We start from the raw sequence: 17,845 nt of genomic DNA, 5'->3' as shown, positions 1-17,845 counted from the left end.
GCTGCTGCACAGCTTTATTCCAGGATCATTCCCGGCTCCAGCTCTATTTCCGACTCATAGTCTTCGACTAAAAGAGAGCCATCCAGCGTCCGTACGATCAGCTTTTTGTCAAAAATGTCGATGATCTCCCCTGGTGCATACATCGAGAAGTCTAACATCTCATCAAAGGGATGTGCGCTCCATACCGTGATCTTTTCGCCGTTGCAGAAGCAAAATGCTCCCGGGAACGGTCTTGTCACGCCCCGGATCAGGTTATACAGATTCCGGGTACGATCATGGAAATCCAGCTTTCCGTCCGCCGCCGTCCGCTTATTGTACCAGCTGTCGAAATCTCTAGACTCCCGGTGTACGCTGACGGTTCCCGCCTGATGTGCCGCGATCAGCTTAGCGATCAGACGCTTGCTGACCAGCATATTTTTATACTGCATCGTACGCACGGTATCATGAGGAGTGATGGCGCACATCTCGCTTGCAAAAACATTCGGGCTGTCCGCTTTTTCATCGTACTGGAACAGGTTCAGATTAAAACGCGTATCTCCGAGAATGATCGACCAGTTAAGCGGCGAGCGTCCCCGCCCAAAGGGCAGATATGCACAGTTCCCGTGGAAACCGAATACACCCTCCGAAAATCTGGAAAGCACGAAGCCGGGAAGCAATCTCTGCCAGCCCATGGAAATCCCCAGCTCGAAGGTATTTTCCGCGAAAAATTTCGTCGTCTCCTCATCCTTTAAACCGTAAGAATGTGTTTCGTAAACCGGAATCCCGTACTTGTCCTCCAACCAGGAAAGTCCCTCATAGCCGGACACCTGATTGCCCGAAAGCACATCGGGATGAATCGTCACAACCAGATCCACCGGACAAAGCTTCTCCTGAACAAAGCGGACGATCTCCGCAGTTGTATCTTTTACACCGAATACAACAACTCGATAATGCATAAACTAATACCTCCTGTTTTGCGCAATCCTTGCCTGCAGCGCGCGTCGTATGGTGGCTTTTTAACGAATAGGCAAGCCTATTCGTTAAAAAGCCGTCCAAACCAATTGGACGGCTTTTCGTTCTTTTATTTTACAGATTTTCTTTATACCAGTCAATGGCAAGGCGGATTCCCTTTTCAAAATCATAATCCGGATCGTAGCCAAGCAGCTCTCTTGCTTTGCTGATATCCGCGTTGGAATCCCGGATATCTCCCTTTCTGGCAGGACCAAAGACCGGCTCAATCTTTTTGCCCAGGGCTTCGCAGAGTTCATAATATAAATCGATCAGATATACTCTGCCGCCGGAACCGATGTTGAACGCTTCTCCTGCTGCTTCGCTCGGAGCCAGGCAGGCTTTTAAGTTCGCTTCGATGACGTTGTCGATATAAGTAAAGTCTCTGGACTGACGGCCGTCTCCGTTGATGGTCGGCGCTTCATCCTTTAACAGCAGCTTCAAAAACTTCGGAATAACAGCGGCATACATGCCTTCCGGGTTCTGACGGCGTCCAAATACGTTGAAATAACGCATGCCGTAAGTATCCAGACCATACAGCGTCTTATAAAGACGACCGAATTCCTCGTCTGTCTTCTTGGTCAGGGCGTAAGGGGAAAGAACATGGCCTTCAATGCCCTCTTTTTTGGGAAGTCCGGGATGATCGCCGTATACGGAAGAGCTGGACGCGTATACAAACTTCTTTACGCCGTTCTGTCTCGCTGCTTCCATCATGTTCAGCGTGCCGACGATGTTATTCTGCGCATAGAAAATCGGCATTTCGATGCTTCTGGGAACGCTGCCCCATGCCGCCTGATTCAGCACATAATCCACACCCTCGCAGGCTTTCATACAGGTATCCAGATCTTTGATGTCGCCTTTGATAAAGGTATAGTTCGGATTACCTTCAAACATCTCCACATGCTTCGGATTGCCTGTGGAAAGGTCGTCCAGACATCTTACCTTATAACCGAGGTTCAAGATCGCCTCGCACAGGTTGGAACCGATAAAACCGGCGCCGCCTGTTACCAGAAATACACTGTCCTTGTCAAATTTCAAATCCTTATATCCCATGGATTTCCTCTCATTTCTGCCGCAGCCGCGGCACTGTATTTTATTCATGACAATAGAATGCTCGCAGAGCATGCATTCTATTGTTTCGGATAAACGATCCGCGGATTGCGCCATGATCCGGAAGTATTTTTGTCCTTCTGTCCCTGATATCCGATCCAATCAGTTGAAGGAAGCGATATTGTTGCCCGAGATCTGACCCGCTGTTCCGTAGAGCAGGCAGGATGCGATGGTTTTCGCATACAGGCTTCTTCCTTTTTCATTTAAATGAATGCCGTCTTCCAGATATTCATCTGCATTATAGGCATCCACTCCGAGATTGTCGTAAGCATCCACGCACAGCGTTCCCTGACCAACTGCAACGTCACAGGCAATGCTCGCATAATTGTAGAGTGCCTTTTCTCCCATATTTTTAACCGGGATCGGAAAATAGGACGCATAGTTGGGAGATATGATCAAAATCTGTGCCTGGGGGAAGATTCCCTTTATTTCCAGTACCCCGCTGTTTAACGCCGTTCCAAAGCCCGTCCAGGGTCTGTCCGAGTTGTTGATCGGAGCCTGTGCCAAGAAGTCATTCATACCATAGGACAAAATTACCACATCGATCTGATCCTTAACATCCATTACTGCCTTGATATCGTCATAGGCTGCTTTTCCCTGCAGCATCTCCACATCCGTATCTCCTCGCAGAATAGAAACCATCTTTCCCAGGGAGCAGTCACTGGCAGGACCAAACTGGTATTCATTATCGTCCGGGCTGATGGTTGCGCGGGTGCCGCCGATGGCACCGTTATAGACCGTCGCATTTTTTCCTTCTTGAGCAAGACATGCTGCAAGGCGTGCGGACACACCGGTATCATCCCGATAATTGCCCCAAATGCTGTCTCCAAGCACCAGGATCTTCATTTCGTCCCCGGAGTTATCCGTATTCTCCGCCTGTTGGACGTCGGTTTCCGTCGTCTGGTTTTCAGACACCATCTCCTGAGACTGATTTTCTGTCTCTGCAGCAGTCTGGTTCTCTTCTGTGCTCTGGGTCTCGGTAATGCCCAGCTGCGCCTTTAATTCTTCATTCTCCGCCGCAAGGGATTCCAGCTTGTTCTGATATTCCCTGATCTCTGCTGTATAATCTGTCGTCTGCCCGCATCCTGAAAGCATTGATCCAATCAGCAGGGATGCTGTCAGAAGCAGACCGCATGATACTTTTGATAACCGTTTCATACATTCATTCCTCCTCATGCCTGTTTCCATTAAGACAGCTTCAGTATATCCCCTTTGCAGCCAATCTGCAACGGACTTCATAGAATCTTAATCAATGTTTAAGTTCACCTGCGGTTTTCTGTGAGCAGATTTCATGCTCGCATGAAAATCTGCTTGCGGAAAGCTGCAGAGGGAGCGCCGTGGTATGAGCAAAAGTGAGCTGCGCAGCAGCGGAAAGCAGCGCAGCTGCGATTTTGCGAATGGCGCGGGTGAACTTACGGCAGTCGATGCGCGGTTTTTCCACCCGCCAGTTCGTACAAAAGCATCAGTCCGCTGACATAAAACAGCGGCAGTCCATAGATCACATAGCGGGAAAGGCACATGATGATCATGGAGGTAGCAAATACGTTTGCTAACACAGCCAGCAGGGAAAATGCCGCCAGCCAAACCGCGTTGGAATTGTGATTTTTCCTCCATGCAAGGGCAACCAGCACGATATAGGCGAGGTATGCCGTCAGCGCATACCAGTTTAGCAGCGGGTGTACGACTGCGATGGACCGGATCAGTCCGTAGCAGGCGAGCGCCAGATAGTCATACAGCCATCTGCCCAGAACTGCAGGAAGTAAGGATTTCCCGATGGTTGCCGCAATCCGGTCGGATTCCACATTCTCAGGAATGTAGTCTATAAAGCCCTCTCTGTCATGCAGCTGTCTCCAGGGCTCTTCGATCATTTCAAACTTGATCGCGTCATGCCATTTTTCCAAATGCGCTGCCCGGTTGAAAAAGCCCTCCGGCGCATCCTGATACGTCGCACCCTGTTCTTTTGCAAGGCGATAGGAAAGCTCAAACATAACTCTTGCGTCCTGATCGGCAATCCTTTCGGCATCCTCTTCGTCCGCCGCATATAAAATGTTTGCGAGCAGTCCGACGCTTCCAAACGTATTATTGATAAAATATCCGTTAAAAACAAGGTTGTAGCTTTTTACGAGAAGCGTCCTTGTGCCAAACGCCAGCGCAGTGCACACGACACAAATCAACAGGCGTTTCGCCAGTTTCTTTTTTTCTACGATCACGACGGCCCCTGCAAACACCAGCCAGAGCAGGATCGTGAACATCATCTGTCCGCGTACCAGAGACAAAAATAAGGATAACAGCAGGGAGGATAAAGCTGCTCCCCGCTGTCTTGTATACACCATCTTCATGCACTGCGCCGTAAACAGATAAAACAGCGGCAGTCCCAGCGCTTCGCTGATGACGCCGTTCGACAAAACCAATCCACTCGCAGAAAACACCGGTGTGATAATGTGGGGCGCCAGTAAGATCAGGCACACCAGCGCTTCCATCCACTGTCCGAAATCAAATCGTTTTTTCAGGCTCTCCGCCAGCCAGATCACGGAAAACGCCGCCAGTCCGTTCTGCAGAAATCTCACAATATCAAGATACTTTGTCTCCCCAAACAGGCTGCGGAAAATCCACAAAAAGAAAGAGTACAGCGGCTCCCGGTGAATGTGCATCGCAATATACTGGTTGCTGTCATTATAGATCCCCGTTGTTCCAAGCAGCCACAGTGCTGCAAAAAACAGCACCGGAAGCAGCCAGGAAAACGGGAATTTTTTCCATTTTCGGATCATTTACACCTCTGATTATAATCTCCAGTACAGGCAGTCATCACGTGTCCATTCCTTGCGATTTAAGATGCCCTTAACATCTACAAGTACTTTTTTGCCGTTTGTCGGATTAAAGAAGCTTTCAATCGCTGCCTGATTCAGTCCTTCAAATTCCTTATGGCATACGGCAATAACCAGCGCGTCCACATCTTTTACAGCACTCATATCCTGCAGCTCTACTCCATAGAGACGCTTCGCCTCTGCGCGGTCTGCGGTCTGATCCACCAGCACCGGCTCGATGCCGTACTCACGCAGCTCTTTTACAATATCGATAACCTTTGTATTTCTGGTATCCGGGCAGTTCTCCTTGAAGGTAAAGCCAAGGATCGCAACCTTCGCATGCTTGACCGCGATATCTGCGCGAATCAGGTTTTTCACAATGTTTTCTGCGACATATTTGCCCATGTCGTCGTTGATGCGGCGGCCGGACAGAATGATCTGGGAATGATAGCCCATCTGCTCTGCACGGTAGGTCAGATAATACGGATCAACACCGATGCAGTGTCCGCCCACCAGACCGGGATAAAATTTCAGGAAATTCCATTTGGTTCCTGCTGCCTTTAATACGCTCTGCGTGTCGATGCCCATCTTGTTAAAGATAATAGAAAGTTCATTCATGAACGCAATATTGATATCTCTCTGGCTGTTCTCGATTACCTTTGCAGCCTCTGCGACCTGAATAGATTCTGCACGGTATACACCGGCTTCTACAACCAGCTCATAAACCTTTGCAACAGTATCCAGCGTTTCCTCATCCATACCGGAAACGATCTTTGTGATGGTTTCCAGACGGTGTACCTTGTCGCCGGGGTTGATCCGTTCAGGAGAATAACCGATCTTGAAATCCTTACCGCATACCAGTCCGGATTCCTTTTCCAGAATCGGCACGCATACCTCTTCGGTTACGCCCGGATATACGGTAGACTCGAATACGACAACGCTGCCCTTTGTCAGGTTCCGTCCCAGAATCCTGCTTGCGCCCTCTACCGGGGTCAGATCCGGCGTATGGTCATCGTTTACAGGAGTAGGAACTGCTACGATATGGAATTTTGCTTCCCGCAGCTTTGTCTCATCTGCAGTGAACTCCACTTCCGTCTGGCGGATCACATCATCTCCAACCTCGTTGGTCGGATCAATGCCGGACTGATACAGTTTGATCTTTTCTGCGTTTAAGTCGTAGCCGATTACCTTGATCTTTCTGGCGAATGCGACTGCGATCGGCATGCCCACATAACCAAGACCTACCAGCGACAGTTTTTCCTCGCCTGCCAAAATCTTTTCATATAAATCCATTTTCATATCCTCGCTTTCCTGCGCTTTTCTATATGGTTTTTCTTTTTTAACATCTGGTTGCCCCAATCAGGCTCCCCAGCGTTTCGAGATACTCTGTTACGACCTGTCTGCGGTCAAAATGCGCCTCCACATAGGCTCTCGCCTGACGTCCCATTTCGGCCCGTTCCTCCGGAGCCAGCAAAAGGAATCTCTCGATGGTCTCTGTCAGGCTGTCTGCATTCTGGGGTAAAAATGCAAGCCCCGAAACACCGTTTTCAAAAATCTCCCGGCAACCGTTTATATCGCTGGCAATCACTGGTCTTGCGGTCGCTGCCGCCTCCTGCAGGACATTCGACATGCCCTCGTGATAGGACGGATGGATTACCGCCTGACAATGCCGATAAAACTCCGGCATATCGTCCCGGTAACCATAATAACGCACAATCCCTTTGGATTGCAAGTCCTCAATCATCGGCTCATAGCGTGCCCGCGTTTCTTCCTCGTAGGCGCCCAGCAGCTCGAATACCGTTTCCGGATGCTTTTCATGGATCCGTCTTGCCGCTTCCAGCAGCTCCTCGATTCCCTTATCCTTCATGATCCGCATAACCGATACAAAACGGACGGTATCTTCCTTCGGATAGGGCATCGGCGGATGCTCCTCCAGGTTGACACCGGAGCCGGAGATCACCCGGGTTTTCGTCCTTTTTTTCAGACAGCCCTTCTGCCGCATGAATGCCAGATTCTGCTCATTCTGGAAAAAGACGCAGCCCGCGCCGGACATTCCTGTCCGATACAGTAAAACGATCAGCTTTTGTAACGGTCCATCATGCTCCAGTGTCGTTCCAAGGCCTGTAATGTTGACCAGATAAGGTACCTTTGCAAGCCGACACGCCACACCGCCATAAATATTCGGTTTAATCGTATAGGTCAGCACCGCCGCCGGATGGATGGTCTTTAACAGCTTTCTGTAAAACAAAAGCAGCTTTCCGTCCTTCAACGGATTCATACCGCGGCGCTCCATCACCGTCTCATGACAGATACAGCCCAGTTTTTTGATTTTTTCCAAATACCCGGTATCCGGCACCGACACATGGACCTCATAGCCCTCCTGCATCAGCGCCATCAGCACTTCTTTTCGGAAATCATACAGCCCGGAATCGCTGTTTCCAAGCACCAGTACGCTTTGTTTCATCCTTCCTCGTTTCTGCTGCAGCTCTTTGTCAGCGAACCATAATCTCATTGTATTTCATCATGATCTTCCCAACCGGATAATTTCCGATTTCCGGAACATTTGTCTGTCCTTCCAGATTTCTGACAATCATTTCCGGTACGCGCACGCCGCAGGCCCATGCATGGGGATAACCACCGCCAAATCTCGGATTAACCTCGGAAATGTACCAGTTTCCGTCGATTTCAAACAGATCGATATCGATAATACCGCGAAAGCCCATTTTCTTTACAAAATCTGTAATCAGGGCGAACAGCTTTTCCTCCTGGAAGGATTCCGCCTTATCGGTTTCTCCTGCACGCATTTTCAACTTTTTCTTAACGAAAATAGAAACTACTTCGCCGCTGAGCATGTCGATGTAGACGTCTGCACCGTATTCCTGTCCGTTCATGAACTCCTGAATCATCAGTCCGTCCTCACGGCCGCAGAGAAATTCCACTGTCTCCTGATCCTGAGCCATATGAATGTCCAGACTCGCGCTTCCGCTTTCCGGCTTGACAAAAACCGGATAGGTCAGCTCGCCGTTTTCCACCGCATGATAGAATTCCTTCCGATCCAGAAAGCAGCGTCCCGTCGCAAAGCCGAGTGCTTTGCAGGCTTCATACATCGCATATTTATGGAAGCAGATATCCACCTGCTTTGCGTCCGGCACGATCGGCACGGTTCCGACCTCCAGAAAACGCTCCTTATTGTCTGCAAGAAGAGACAGCTCCGGGTCGATCAGGGAAAGTACGCCCGTGATCTGTTTTTCCCGGCAGATCTCAAGAATTTTGTCCAGATAACCGGGCTCTGTGATCCTGGGCACCAGCACATATTCGTCCGCCTCATAAATGGCGGGTGCGTAGGGGCTGCAGTCCGTTGCGATTACCTTTCCTTTTCCGGCAAGGGCTTCTTTAAAATACTGCACGACCTTGTCTCTCGTGCCGGCGCTTAAAATCAGGATATTGATCATACGAATCCTCTTTCCGAGCAGATTATGCTCTGTCTTCTTCAGGCCTCCAGCCTTCCGGTTCTGTCAAGCCGCTCCTGCCTGATCCTGGCAAAATTGCCCTCCGCCTGGCTGGTATCCTCTGCGACGTCCGAGCGGTCGAAGACTACCTTGACGGTCAAAAATAAAACCTTCAAATCCATTTGGAAGGAAAGTCCCTTTACATACTCCACGTCCTTCGCAAGCCGTCTGTCCCAGTCCAGAAAATTTCGTCCCGACACCTGTGCAAGACCTGTCAGACCGGGACGCACTGTATGGCGCAGAGCCTCTGTTTCCGTATAATACGGCAGATACGAAACCAGGAGCGGACGCGGACCGATAAAGCTCATGTCCCCTTTTAAAATGTTGAAAAACTCCGGCAGCTCGTCCAGACTCGTTGCCCGCAGAAGCTTTCCGAATTTGGTAAGCCTGTCCTTATCCGGCAGAAGATTTCCCTCGGCGTCGCGTTTGTCCGTCATCGTGCGGAATTTATACATTGTGAAAATTTTCTCATGCAGTCCCGGGCGCTCCTGCTTAAAGAAAATCGGACTGCCCAGCTTGCTGCGCACCAGAATACACAGCACCAGAAGAAGTGGGCTCAGCACTATGAGGATCGTCAGCGACAGCAGGATATCCAGCAGCCGTTTCATATACTTTGCATACATATTCTTTTCCTATTTTTCAAATACCTTACGGATAAGGGAGATAATCAGCTCCATATCCTCCGGTGTATTTTTGATATCGCTGGGCAGGCAGACACCGCGATTGAAAATATCCTCCGAAACGCTCCTGCCTTCCTTAACCTGAATGAAATCGCAGTCTGCAAAAACAGGCTGTAAATGCATTGGCTTCCAGATGGGGCGCGTCTCGATATTGTACTCTGCCAGGACATCCATCACCTGATCGGGCGTCACGCTGCAGTCCGGTGCGATCGTCATGCAGGACAACCAGTTGTTTGCGTCTCCGTCTGGATTCATCGGATTCATCGTGATCGCTTCGATATCCGCAAATGCCTCTTTATACTGTCTGTAAATCTCATTTTTCCTTGCTTTATGCTCTTCCAGGTGTAACAGCTGTCCTCTTCCGATTCCGGCTACCACGTTAGACATCCGGTAGTTATAGCCGATGGTGGAATGCTGATAATAGCGGGCGGGATCCCTTGCCTGGGTTGCCAGAAAACGGGCGCGCTTAATCTTTGCTTCATCGCTGCACAGCAGCATACCGCCGCCGGAGGAGGTGATGATTTTGTTGCCGTTAAAAGAAAGAATGCCATAATCCCCAAAGGTACCAAGCTTCTGACCCTGGAAGGAGCTCCCCAGCGCTTCCGCAGCATCCTCGATCAGCGGAACCTGATGCTTTTTGCAGATGTCGCGGATGCGGTCGATTTTGAAAGGTGTTCCGTACAGATGCACAGCGATGACAGCTGCCGGATGCGGATATTTTTCAAAGGCTTTTTCCAAAGCGACAGGATCCATATTCCAGGTGTCGGGTTCTGAATCGATAAAGACAGGCTTTGCCTTTTCATAGCAGGCAGGATTTACGCTTGCAGCAAACGTCAGGGACTGTGCAAACACAACATCCCCTTCTTTTACGCCCGCCAGGATCACTGCCAGATGGATCGCTGCGGTTCCTGCAGACAGAGCCGCCGCATAACCGCCGCCAATATAGTCTGCCATCTCCTTTTCAAAGGCATCCACGTTGGGACCAAGGGGCGCTACCCAGTTCGTATCAAATGCACTCTGTACAAAGGCCTGCTCTTCTCCGTGCATTGTGGGGGAGGACAGATAAATCCGTTTTCTTTCCATCTCGTTACCTCTTTCTTATTTCAAGCTTACTTTTCTTCCAAAAGCTCCAGCATACCTGCCGCCGAGTGCATGAGAAATACTACTCTGCGTCCGCCGATGGCCGGAGCAGGCGTCGGCTCGTCGATTCGGATGTAGCCGTTTCCTTCCAGCTCTGCCAGCTCTTTTTCAAAATTCTCTGCTTCGTAGCAAAGATGATAGGGGGCATTTTTGTAGGTCCTGATCAGCCCGGAAACCACGGAATCCGGCGCATACGGACTCACCAGTTCGATCCGGTAGCCGTCCTTTTGCAAAAACAGGATGTCCACCTTGCGGATTTCGTCATGCGTCCATTCGCCCTCTGCAATATATCCAAGCGCTTCAAATGCCGCCTGTGCTTTCGGACCTTTTTTGACCAGATACCCAATATGATGTATGTTCATCGCTTCTCCTGATAATGATACGTCGGCACAACCTCATGAATCAGCGGCCGGATATCTTTATTTTCTTCTTTAGATGCCTCTTCCAGCTGCTTTAACTGCTGAAAGAACAGCCGCTCGTCCAGCTCGATCGGTCTGCCGATATGAATCAGCTTATTGTCCGTATCCTGCAGTCCTTCTTCCTTCATCAGAAGCTCTTCATAAAGCTTCTCTCCCGGGCGCAGACCGGTAAAGACGATTTTGATATCTTCACCGACACGATAACCGGACAGACGGATCAGGTTCTTTGCAAGATCCAGGATTTTGACCGGCTCGCCCATATCCAGAACGAAAATTTCTCCGCCCTTTGCATAGGCGCCCGCCTGCAGCACCAGAGACACTGCCTCCGGAATGGTCATGAAATACCGGATGATGTCGGGATGCGTAACTGTTACCGGACCTCCTGCCGCAATCTGTTTTTTAAACAGCGGAATAACACTTCCGTTGGAGCCGAGCACATTGCCGAAACGAACTGCTACAAACTCCGTCTCATAATGGCGGTTGAACGTCTGCACGATCATCTCACAGATTCGCTTGCTCGCACCCATGATATTCGTCGGGTTCACCGCCTTGTCTGTCGAAATCATGACGAATTTTTTCGTGTGGTTCTGTGCCGCCGCCATAGCGGTTTTCCAGGTGCCGAATACATTGTTTTTGACCGCCTCGTTGGGGCTGTCCTCCATCAGCGGCACATGCTTATGCGCTGCTGCATGGTACACAATATCGGGATGATACGTTTCAAACACATAGTTGATCCGGCTCGTGTTGCGCACGCTGCCGATCAGAACCACCAGATTCAGCTCCGGATACTTTTCCTTCAATTCCTGCTGCAGGTCGTAGGCATTGTTTTCATAAATATCAAACACGATCAGCTGCGCAGGCTTGTGACCGGCAATCTGACGGCACAGCTCGCTTCCGATGGAACCGCCGCCGCCTGTAACGAGCACAACCTTATTCTGCACATATCCCAGAATGGAATCGATATCCACGCGGATCGGTTCCCTGCCCAGCAGGTCTTCGACCTCGACGTCCCGCAGCTTGCTGACGTTGACTTCGCCGTTTACAAGCTGATACAGTCCGGGAAGGCTGCGCAGCTTGCAGTTTGTCTCTTTACAGATTTCCAGGATATCCTTAATCTGTGCCGGAGACGCAGAGGGGATCGCCAGGAAAATTTCATCAATATCGTATAAATCTGCGGACTCTATGATCTTGTCGCGGCCTCCGACCACCTTGATGCCCTGAATGAAGCGTCCCCATTTATTTTTATCGTCATCGATAATACAACGGATCACCATTGTAGAGAAGTTGCTGGAAACGATTTCTTTGATGATCGTATTGCCCGCCTCGCCGGCACCGATGATCATGACAGAAATGCTGTTTTTGCGGTTCTGCAGCTTGTGCTTGCGGCTGCGGAAAAAACGGTAGGAAAAACGGCTGGCAAACAAAAAGGTCAGCAGGAAGAAGAAATACAGAAAATAATAGCTGTCCGGAACTGCTTTTCCCTCCATTCGGAACAGGTTGATCCCTGCGCCGTTGACCGCACTCGTCACAAGACATGCCATCACAAGGTTTTGAAGCTCTGTCTCGCCTGCAAATGCCCACAGGCTGTGATAGAGACGGAACAGATAAAATACGAACAGTGCGATAACAATCCCAATGGGCAAAAAGTGGCGGATCGGCAGCAAAAACGCTGCCGGTACTGTACTCACGTCAAAATCATACCGGATCAGGATCGCCAGATAGCTGGCGGCGATTACACTGATAATATCGTATACAATTAACGCTGTCCTGCGATAAAACAGCTGATAATTAAAGGGTTTTTTCTTTTTGCCTTGCATTTCTTTCTTCCTCATTTATCGTGATATCCCGTCAGGCGGCATGTCTGCGGGGGGAAAAGCTCATCAGGGGTGCAAGCAGCGCCATCGCGGAAAATCCGAGCGGATTGCAGGGATGGAACAGCCATTCCACCAGCCCCGCGACGCAAAAGCCGAGCATGACAGCCAGCGGCAGTACAGCATATGCGTCCTCCCGAATCTTTTTAATCGCATATGCAAACATCAGGCAGATGCTTCCGGCTCCGAAGCACAGGAAGTAAATGCCGACGATCAGTCCGTGATCATGGATGACCTGCAGATAGGTGTTATGGGCATGGACGCTAATGGAGCCGTCCGGCAGCAAAACGCCCATTTCCGTATGTCCCGTCGCATTCCAGTTGTCCATATACGACCGGAAAATTTCCAGACGTCCGTTGGAAAAATCCTCTGCGTCCGACATGCCTGCCTCATCCTGCGCAGACGCTACCAGCACGTCATTTTTTACAGAAGGCTTACCGGTCACTGCATTGCAGAAAAGTTCTGTCTGTTCCGTCAGCTCGGAAGCATCCGAAAGGAGCTTATTTTCTATGACATATTTGAAATAGGAAACCGACATATAGGCGTCAGAATCCTTCGGATCGTCCTTGTGAATCGCGGATGCGGAATCCTCAATCTCATACAGATACGGATCGTTATAGAGTGCCGGAAGCAGCCGGATGCCGGAATAGGTCATCGGCAGACAGATCACAAACGCTACAATCATATAGACAAGCGCCCGGAAAATTTCCCGGATTTTCTGTCTGTATACAAACACCGGCACAAAAATCAGCAGCACTGCGGTCATTACCAGCACCGCCAGATAGCCGGTTCTCGACAGCGTTAAAAACAGCAGCGAAACTGCGATTCCGTACAGCAAAAACGTTCCCCACAAATCCGCGGGGCAGCTGTTTTTCGCATCCTTTTTGCGGAGCGGCTTATGCTTCATCCCTTTGGCATTTTTCGTGCTGTTTTGGGGCATGCCCTCCGACAGTTTGACGAACAGCCGCACCGTCAGCACGCAGAGCACCAACGTCAGATAAGTTGCTGTAATCGTTACAGTGTGAAAAACAAAATTATATCTCGAATACACCCACGCACGGAACGGTCTTCTCGCAAATGCGAACACGACTGCCAGTGCAAAGTTTAACATCACGCCATTGCAGAAGTTATTCAACAGGTGTTTCTTTTTGTTCCAGCCCAGATAAAAAACATAGTAAAGTGCAAATACGACCGCCAGATAAATCGGCCAGAGGCGCGTATTTCTGAAAATCACCAAAAGCGCCATAAATCCAAACAGCACTGCCGTATAAATGCGGTTGACACTGCCCTCGACCAGCTTTTTGGCGCGGATTCGTGCTGCCAGCTCTGCCAGAATCAGAACGAAGAAAAAGACGATCAGCGCTTCCAGAAAAATCTGTTTGCCAAGCAGCTCGTTGGTCTGCATGGCTTCCTTCTGCGTCAGCGACTGCACTACATACCAGATTCCACCGGCGATCAGGCCGATCAGTGCCCGCCGTCCGCCCTTTTTAGAAAACAGAACTGCAGGAGATACCATCGTCAGAATCAGAAACGCCGCCCACGAAAGCACTTCCCGATACGCGAGGTTCTGTTGATTTTGGTACAGCGCGTTCATATAATGAATGCCGCCCAGCAAAACACCGGCAAACGCCGCCGCCTGCAGCCAGTCCATCCCCTGCTCTGTCAGCATTTCTTCAAACGGTGGATGGTATTTGCTGCCACGCCGCGAAAAAAGCACCCAGGCAGAAAATGCAAAAAACAGACCGATTCCAAGTCCGTACACGATCAGGTCGTCCGGTTTGCCTCCAAATGCCCTGCGCCCATAGACCTCCCAGAGCAAAACCGCCGTGCCCACAGTAATCAAAGGTCCGGCTGTCACCCAGTGGACAAAGCGCCATGTGACTTTATTGTTGAGTTTTGGCTGTTTCGGACTCAGATATACCGCAGCAAGGATAAAAGCTGCCGCTGCAACGCACAGTATTGTCTTTAAAATCGTCATCACTGCCGCGGACGGCTTGTCGGTGTAGACCAGACGCATGACAATATTCTGTGTGTCCATCTGGGTCGAAGTGCTGTCTGCGAGGACATAATAGCTGCCAAAACAGGTCAGGCCCGTTTCCCCTGTATTTTCATAAGAAAGCTCGAGCGGCTCCGACTTACCCTGCAGCTGCCAGACATAAGCCGTCCCCCTCGTCGTATCGATTCCCAGAGGAATCCGCACAAAACCGGGCACTTCGTCCGCTTTGAGTTCAAAATCCCGGTTGATCAGCCTTTCGTTATTTTCATCGTAAAGGAGCAGATGATAATACTCCCCGGCAGATTCCGGAGACGTCACATACAGCTCCAGATAACGCAGATAATCGCCTTCTGCAATCAGCACCTGCTGAACCTGCTGATCCTCCCGCACTTCCACAGTTCCGACCGGATTTTCTGCTCCCGCCAGAAGCCTGTCTTTTTCCAACAGTTTTCCCGGTCCCAGCAAAAAAAGAACCGCCGCCAGATAAAACAGAACGATATAAATAATTGCCTGATATGCTTTAATCTTTCGATTCATGAAAAGCCTTTCCGAAAAGGGAACCATCCGGCAGATTTCCGGCAGCCTGTTTTTCTGCTTTTACGCAGAATTTCCCACTTTTTCCATTATCTTTAGAAGTATAACACACTCCGACACAGATTGACAAGTAAAGGGGCAGGGCGAACCAGAAAATCAGGACGTAACGTACCAGATAGGTCGGTCCTAACAACACCGTCAGCAGATTCAGGAAGACCGGCGAAAATACCGCCGCCTTCCTCCAGTTTCCGGACGCGATCAAAAACAGGGCGCCGAGCACATAGCACCAGCACAGCGCTCCCGGTGAAAAGGGAAGGGAAACGACCGGTATTTTGTGCACCGTGTCCGTCCAGGAAAGGATTTCATACCAATGCTCCAGCCACGGCAGTTTGGAATCCCGCCGTCCGGGTTCCTCCGTTTCACAGGAAAAATAAGAGCTGCTTTCGTAGCATCTTGTGCCATTGTATACATCAATATCCGCGTCCGGATACCAGAAGCCATAGGAGGTCAAAAGCCAGGCGTTTAAGTACGTTGCCGGTGCTTTTATCCCGATTTTCAGCCAAAGCTTTAAATATTTGCCCGGATCGTTCTGAAAGCTTTCTGTCACAAATCCCGCCTTTACCAGATCGGAAAGCTTCGGCTGATACAGCTGCAGGGATTCCTCCGGTAAAATTTCAAACAGCGTTTCCTGATCTTCCTCCAAAAACAGCTCCGGGCTATAGTTCCACGTCCGCGCAAGCTGCTGAATCGGCACGGTCAGGCTTTCCATCGCATTCGTGCTCTCCGGCTTCAGGACAATGTTTAAGCCACTCTGTAAAAGAACATACGCCCCCAAAACAACGCCTGCCAAAAGCACTGCCTTTTTCCGGCTGCTTTTCTGTACCAGAAAAAACAGGATCGGTAGAAACAATACAAGGACGATCACTCCATTGCTGCGGAAAACTGCCATGACCAGCAGGGCGAATGCGAGTGCCGGAAGGGATGCGGTGTTTAAGGGAAAATGACCGGCTTTGGGCATTTCGGCGTCTGCTACAGCTTTTGACCGAGCGGCGCTGGCTGTCGATGATACCACATCCGCGTACGCAGCAGCAACTTCAGCTTCTCCCCTCCTGCTGCATCCGCCACGCTGCATCCTGCACAGCAGTACCAGCACTGCCAGCATTCCTGCCGTATACGGTGTGTCCTTGCTCGTGCACAGCACATACATCGGGACAACCGGGAACAGTCCGTAGAACAACAGCCCGCAGACTCGTCCTGCCCTGGTTCGAAGCTGCTGTATGGTCCAGCCAAGCAGCATCGCCATTATCGCCATTTGTGCAAGCACATAAACGCCGATCCCGCTATTATAGCTGCCAGTCAGCTTCTGAATGCCGCTTACCGTTTTTCCAAGCATCAGTACATGTAAAAGGGGATGTCTTGTCACATACTGTCCGGTCAGCACCTCCTGCAGCTCGTCCGTCGCATCATAGGCAAAAAAGCCTGGATAGACCGCAAGGAATACCGGCAGCCAGCACAGGAACAGGATGATGGCATAGCGGAGGATCGGACTTTGGAACAGCTTCTTCCAGCCCCGCTGCAGTTGCTGCCCGGCATCCGGCGCTTTTTTGTTGCTGTGCGATACCAACCTATCGCCTGACGCCTCTATGCCGGTCAGCTTTTCTACCACCAGATAAAACACCGGTGTCAGCACACAGGCCGTCAGAAATGGGATCAGCCAGCTGTACAAATCCGTTACTGCTACGTTTCCGTTTCGATCCAGCTGACTGCCCCAGTTTGCACTGAATCCGCAAAAAAAAGCCCCTGCTGCGCTGCAAATAAGCGTGCGATATTTAATTTCCCGCTTCCTCTTCTTCTCCACCAACGATCTCCCTTACCACAAACTGCGGTGCATGATTGAGACAGATGTACATTCTTCCGACATATTCCCCGATCAGCCCCAGCATCAGCATCAGCATTCCGCCGATAAACATGATCGACGCCATCAGCGCTGAAAATCCAATCGGAACACCCGGAAGCACCAGTTTTTTAATAATCGTATAAATTCCGTACAAAAATCCCAGTCCGGCACAGCCCACACCCGCCATCGTTGCGATCCGGAGGGGCTTTTCTGAAAACGCTGTAAATCCGTTAAACCACAGCGCCAACAGCTTTCCAAAGGTGTAGCCGGATTCGCCGACCCTTCGATCCCGATGTTCTACCGTCACGTTGACAATATTTCTGGTTGCACGAAGCACCAGTCCAATGACATAAGGGAACGCATTTTCATATTTCAGCATCTCTTCCAGTACAAAGCGTCTTGCGGCAAAATAGCTGGAAATAAACAGATCCTTTGGCTTATTCAGCATAAAGCAGAGCATCCAGTCGTTGACCCTGCTTCCGAAATTCCGAAATGCGCTGTGATGCTTGTGCTCATATTTTGCATATGCAACGTCTGCGCCGTTTTCCAGCGCAGCCAGAAGCTTGCCGACTTCGTTTGCAGGCGTCTGACCGTCATCATCCAGACAAACCAGGATGTCGCCCTTTACCTGATGAAATCCCGCCATCAGTGCCGCATGCTGTCCAAAATTTCGCGCCAGATTTATCCCCTTGATCCGTTTATCCTTGCCGCACAGCTCGCGGATTTTTCCAAAGGTATCGTCCGGCGAGCAATCGTTGACCAGAATGATCTCATACTCATACCGCTCCAGCTCCCCCATCGCTGCTTCGATTTCGTCCACCACACTGCCGATCGTTTCCGCTGACCGGTAGCACGGGATTACAAAGCTGACTAACTGTTTCTTCATACTTTCCTCTCA

The 17,845-nt window shown here is 50.3% G+C and carries 14 protein-coding genes; all 14 read right to left on the bottom strand.

Translation table 11 applies throughout. The features are described from left to right. Positions 1-14: 14 nt before the first annotated feature. The 14 genes from OCV62_RS02595 to OCV62_RS02530 all read right to left on the bottom strand — a co-directional run bounded on the left by OCV62_RS02595 (position 15) and on the right by OCV62_RS02530 (position 17,833). The gene (locus OCV62_RS02595; protein WP_262584982.1) at positions 15-935 is read right to left on the bottom strand and encodes a methionyl-tRNA formyltransferase; all 921 of its coding nucleotides are present in this window, start codon (positions 933-935) and stop codon (positions 15-17) included. A 130-nt stretch (positions 936-1,065) separates the two neighbouring features. Next, complete coding sequence (locus OCV62_RS02590) at positions 1,066-2,040, bottom strand: SDR family oxidoreductase (RefSeq protein WP_021914982.1); 975 nt, start codon at positions 2,038-2,040, stop codon at positions 1,066-1,068. 159 nt (positions 2,041-2,199) lie between these two features. Then, on the bottom strand, positions 2,200-3,255 hold the full coding sequence (locus OCV62_RS02585; RefSeq protein ID WP_262584979.1) for an SGNH/GDSL hydrolase family protein: 1,056 nt from the start codon (positions 3,253-3,255) through the stop codon (positions 2,200-2,202). A 254-nt stretch (positions 3,256-3,509) separates the two neighbouring features. After that, complete coding sequence (locus OCV62_RS02580; RefSeq protein WP_262584978.1) at positions 3,510-4,865, bottom strand: hypothetical protein; 1,356 nt, start codon at positions 4,863-4,865, stop codon at positions 3,510-3,512. Positions 4,866-4,877: 12 nt separating this feature from the next. Continuing rightward, a complete protein-coding gene (locus OCV62_RS02575) occupies positions 4,878-6,194 on the bottom strand; it encodes a nucleotide sugar dehydrogenase (protein ID WP_262585077.1) in 1,317 nt (438 codons plus the stop codon). Positions 6,195-6,240: 46 nt separating this feature from the next. Further along, positions 6,241-7,365 (bottom strand): glycosyltransferase family 4 protein, encoded by a 1,125-nt coding sequence (locus OCV62_RS02570; RefSeq protein ID WP_262584976.1) that lies wholly within the window; start codon positions 7,363-7,365, stop codon positions 6,241-6,243. 28 nt (positions 7,366-7,393) lie between these two features. Beyond that, positions 7,394-8,353 carry an ATP-grasp domain-containing protein gene (locus tag OCV62_RS02565; RefSeq protein ID WP_262584974.1) on the bottom strand — a complete coding sequence of 320 codons (960 nt, stop codon included), beginning with the start codon at positions 8,351-8,353 and terminating at the stop codon, positions 7,394-7,396. Between the two features lie 38 nt (positions 8,354-8,391). After that, the gene (locus OCV62_RS02560; protein WP_021914976.1) at positions 8,392-9,033 is read right to left on the bottom strand and encodes a sugar transferase; all 642 of its coding nucleotides are present in this window, start codon (positions 9,031-9,033) and stop codon (positions 8,392-8,394) included. 9 nt (positions 9,034-9,042) lie between these two features. Continuing rightward, positions 9,043-10,173, bottom strand: a complete 1,131-nt coding sequence (locus tag OCV62_RS02555; RefSeq protein WP_262584972.1) for a DegT/DnrJ/EryC1/StrS family aminotransferase — start codon at positions 10,171-10,173, stop codon at positions 9,043-9,045. Between the two features lie 26 nt (positions 10,174-10,199). Then, entirely contained in the window at positions 10,200-10,592 is a 393-nt protein-coding gene (locus tag OCV62_RS02550) for a VOC family protein (protein WP_262584971.1), read from the bottom strand. Next, positions 10,589-12,481, bottom strand: a complete 1,893-nt coding sequence (locus OCV62_RS02545; RefSeq protein WP_262584970.1) for a polysaccharide biosynthesis protein — start codon at positions 12,479-12,481, stop codon at positions 10,589-10,591. Before OCV62_RS02545 ends, OCV62_RS02550 begins: the two co-directional genes overlap by 4 nt. 16 nt (positions 12,482-12,497) lie before the next feature. Then, positions 12,498-15,053, bottom strand: coding sequence for an O-antigen ligase family protein (locus OCV62_RS02540; RefSeq protein ID WP_262584968.1), 2,556 nt, complete (start codon positions 15,051-15,053; stop codon positions 12,498-12,500). Beyond that, positions 15,037-16,908 carry a DUF6020 family protein gene (locus tag OCV62_RS02535; RefSeq protein WP_262584967.1) on the bottom strand — a complete coding sequence of 624 codons (1,872 nt, stop codon included), beginning with the start codon at positions 16,906-16,908 and terminating at the stop codon, positions 15,037-15,039. The genes OCV62_RS02540 and OCV62_RS02535 overlap by 17 nt, the downstream gene beginning before the upstream one ends. Next, positions 16,880-17,833, bottom strand: a complete 954-nt coding sequence (locus tag OCV62_RS02530; protein ID WP_262584966.1) for a glycosyltransferase family 2 protein — start codon at positions 17,831-17,833, stop codon at positions 16,880-16,882. The genes OCV62_RS02535 and OCV62_RS02530 overlap by 29 nt, the downstream gene beginning before the upstream one ends. Between the last annotated feature and the right edge of the window lie 12 nt (positions 17,834-17,845).

The organism is Gallintestinimicrobium propionicum (assembly GCF_025567525.1).
In the GTDB taxonomy this organism is placed as follows: Bacteria; Bacillota; Clostridia; order Lachnospirales; family Lachnospiraceae; genus Gallintestinimicrobium; species Gallintestinimicrobium propionicum.
Note: the sequence above shows the minus strand (reverse complement) of the source record. Positions and strands in the feature narration are given on the sequence as shown.

Excerpts from the sequence above, each read along its gene's own strand:
- OCV62_RS02595 (WP_262584982.1), bottom strand. The coding sequence starts at position 935 with ATGCATTATCGAGTTGTTGTATTCGGTGTAAAAGATACAACTGCGGAG.
- OCV62_RS02590 (WP_021914982.1), bottom strand. The coding sequence starts at position 2,040 with ATGGGATATAAGGATTTGAAATTTGACAAGGACAGTGTATTTCTGGTA.
- OCV62_RS02585 (WP_262584979.1), bottom strand. The coding sequence starts at position 3,255 with ATGAAACGGTTATCAAAAGTATCATGCGGTCTGCTTCTGACAGCATCC.
- OCV62_RS02580 (WP_262584978.1), bottom strand. The coding sequence starts at position 4,865 with ATGATCCGAAAATGGAAAAAATTCCCGTTTTCCTGGCTGCTTCCGGTG.
- OCV62_RS02575 (WP_262585077.1), bottom strand. The coding sequence starts at position 6,194 with ATGGATTTATATGAAAAGATTTTGGCAGGCGAGGAAAAACTGTCGCTG.
- OCV62_RS02570 (WP_262584976.1), bottom strand. The coding sequence starts at position 7,365 with ATGAAACAAAGCGTACTGGTGCTTGGAAACAGCGATTCCGGGCTGTAT.
- OCV62_RS02565 (WP_262584974.1), bottom strand. The coding sequence starts at position 8,353 with ATGATCAATATCCTGATTTTAAGCGCCGGCACGAGAGACAAGGTCGTG.
- OCV62_RS02560 (WP_021914976.1), bottom strand. The coding sequence starts at position 9,033 with ATGTATGCAAAGTATATGAAACGGCTGCTGGATATCCTGCTGTCGCTG.
- OCV62_RS02555 (WP_262584972.1), bottom strand. The coding sequence starts at position 10,173 with ATGGAAAGAAAACGGATTTATCTGTCCTCCCCCACAATGCACGGAGAA.
- OCV62_RS02550 (WP_262584971.1), bottom strand. The coding sequence starts at position 10,592 with ATGAACATACATCATATTGGGTATCTGGTCAAAAAAGGTCCGAAAGCA.
- OCV62_RS02545 (WP_262584970.1), bottom strand. The coding sequence starts at position 12,481 with ATGAGGAAGAAAGAAATGCAAGGCAAAAAGAAAAAACCCTTTAATTAT.
- OCV62_RS02540 (WP_262584968.1), bottom strand. The coding sequence starts at position 15,053 with ATGAATCGAAAGATTAAAGCATATCAGGCAATTATTTATATCGTTCTG.
- OCV62_RS02530 (WP_262584966.1), bottom strand. The coding sequence starts at position 17,833 with ATGAAGAAACAGTTAGTCAGCTTTGTAATCCCGTGCTACCGGTCAGCG.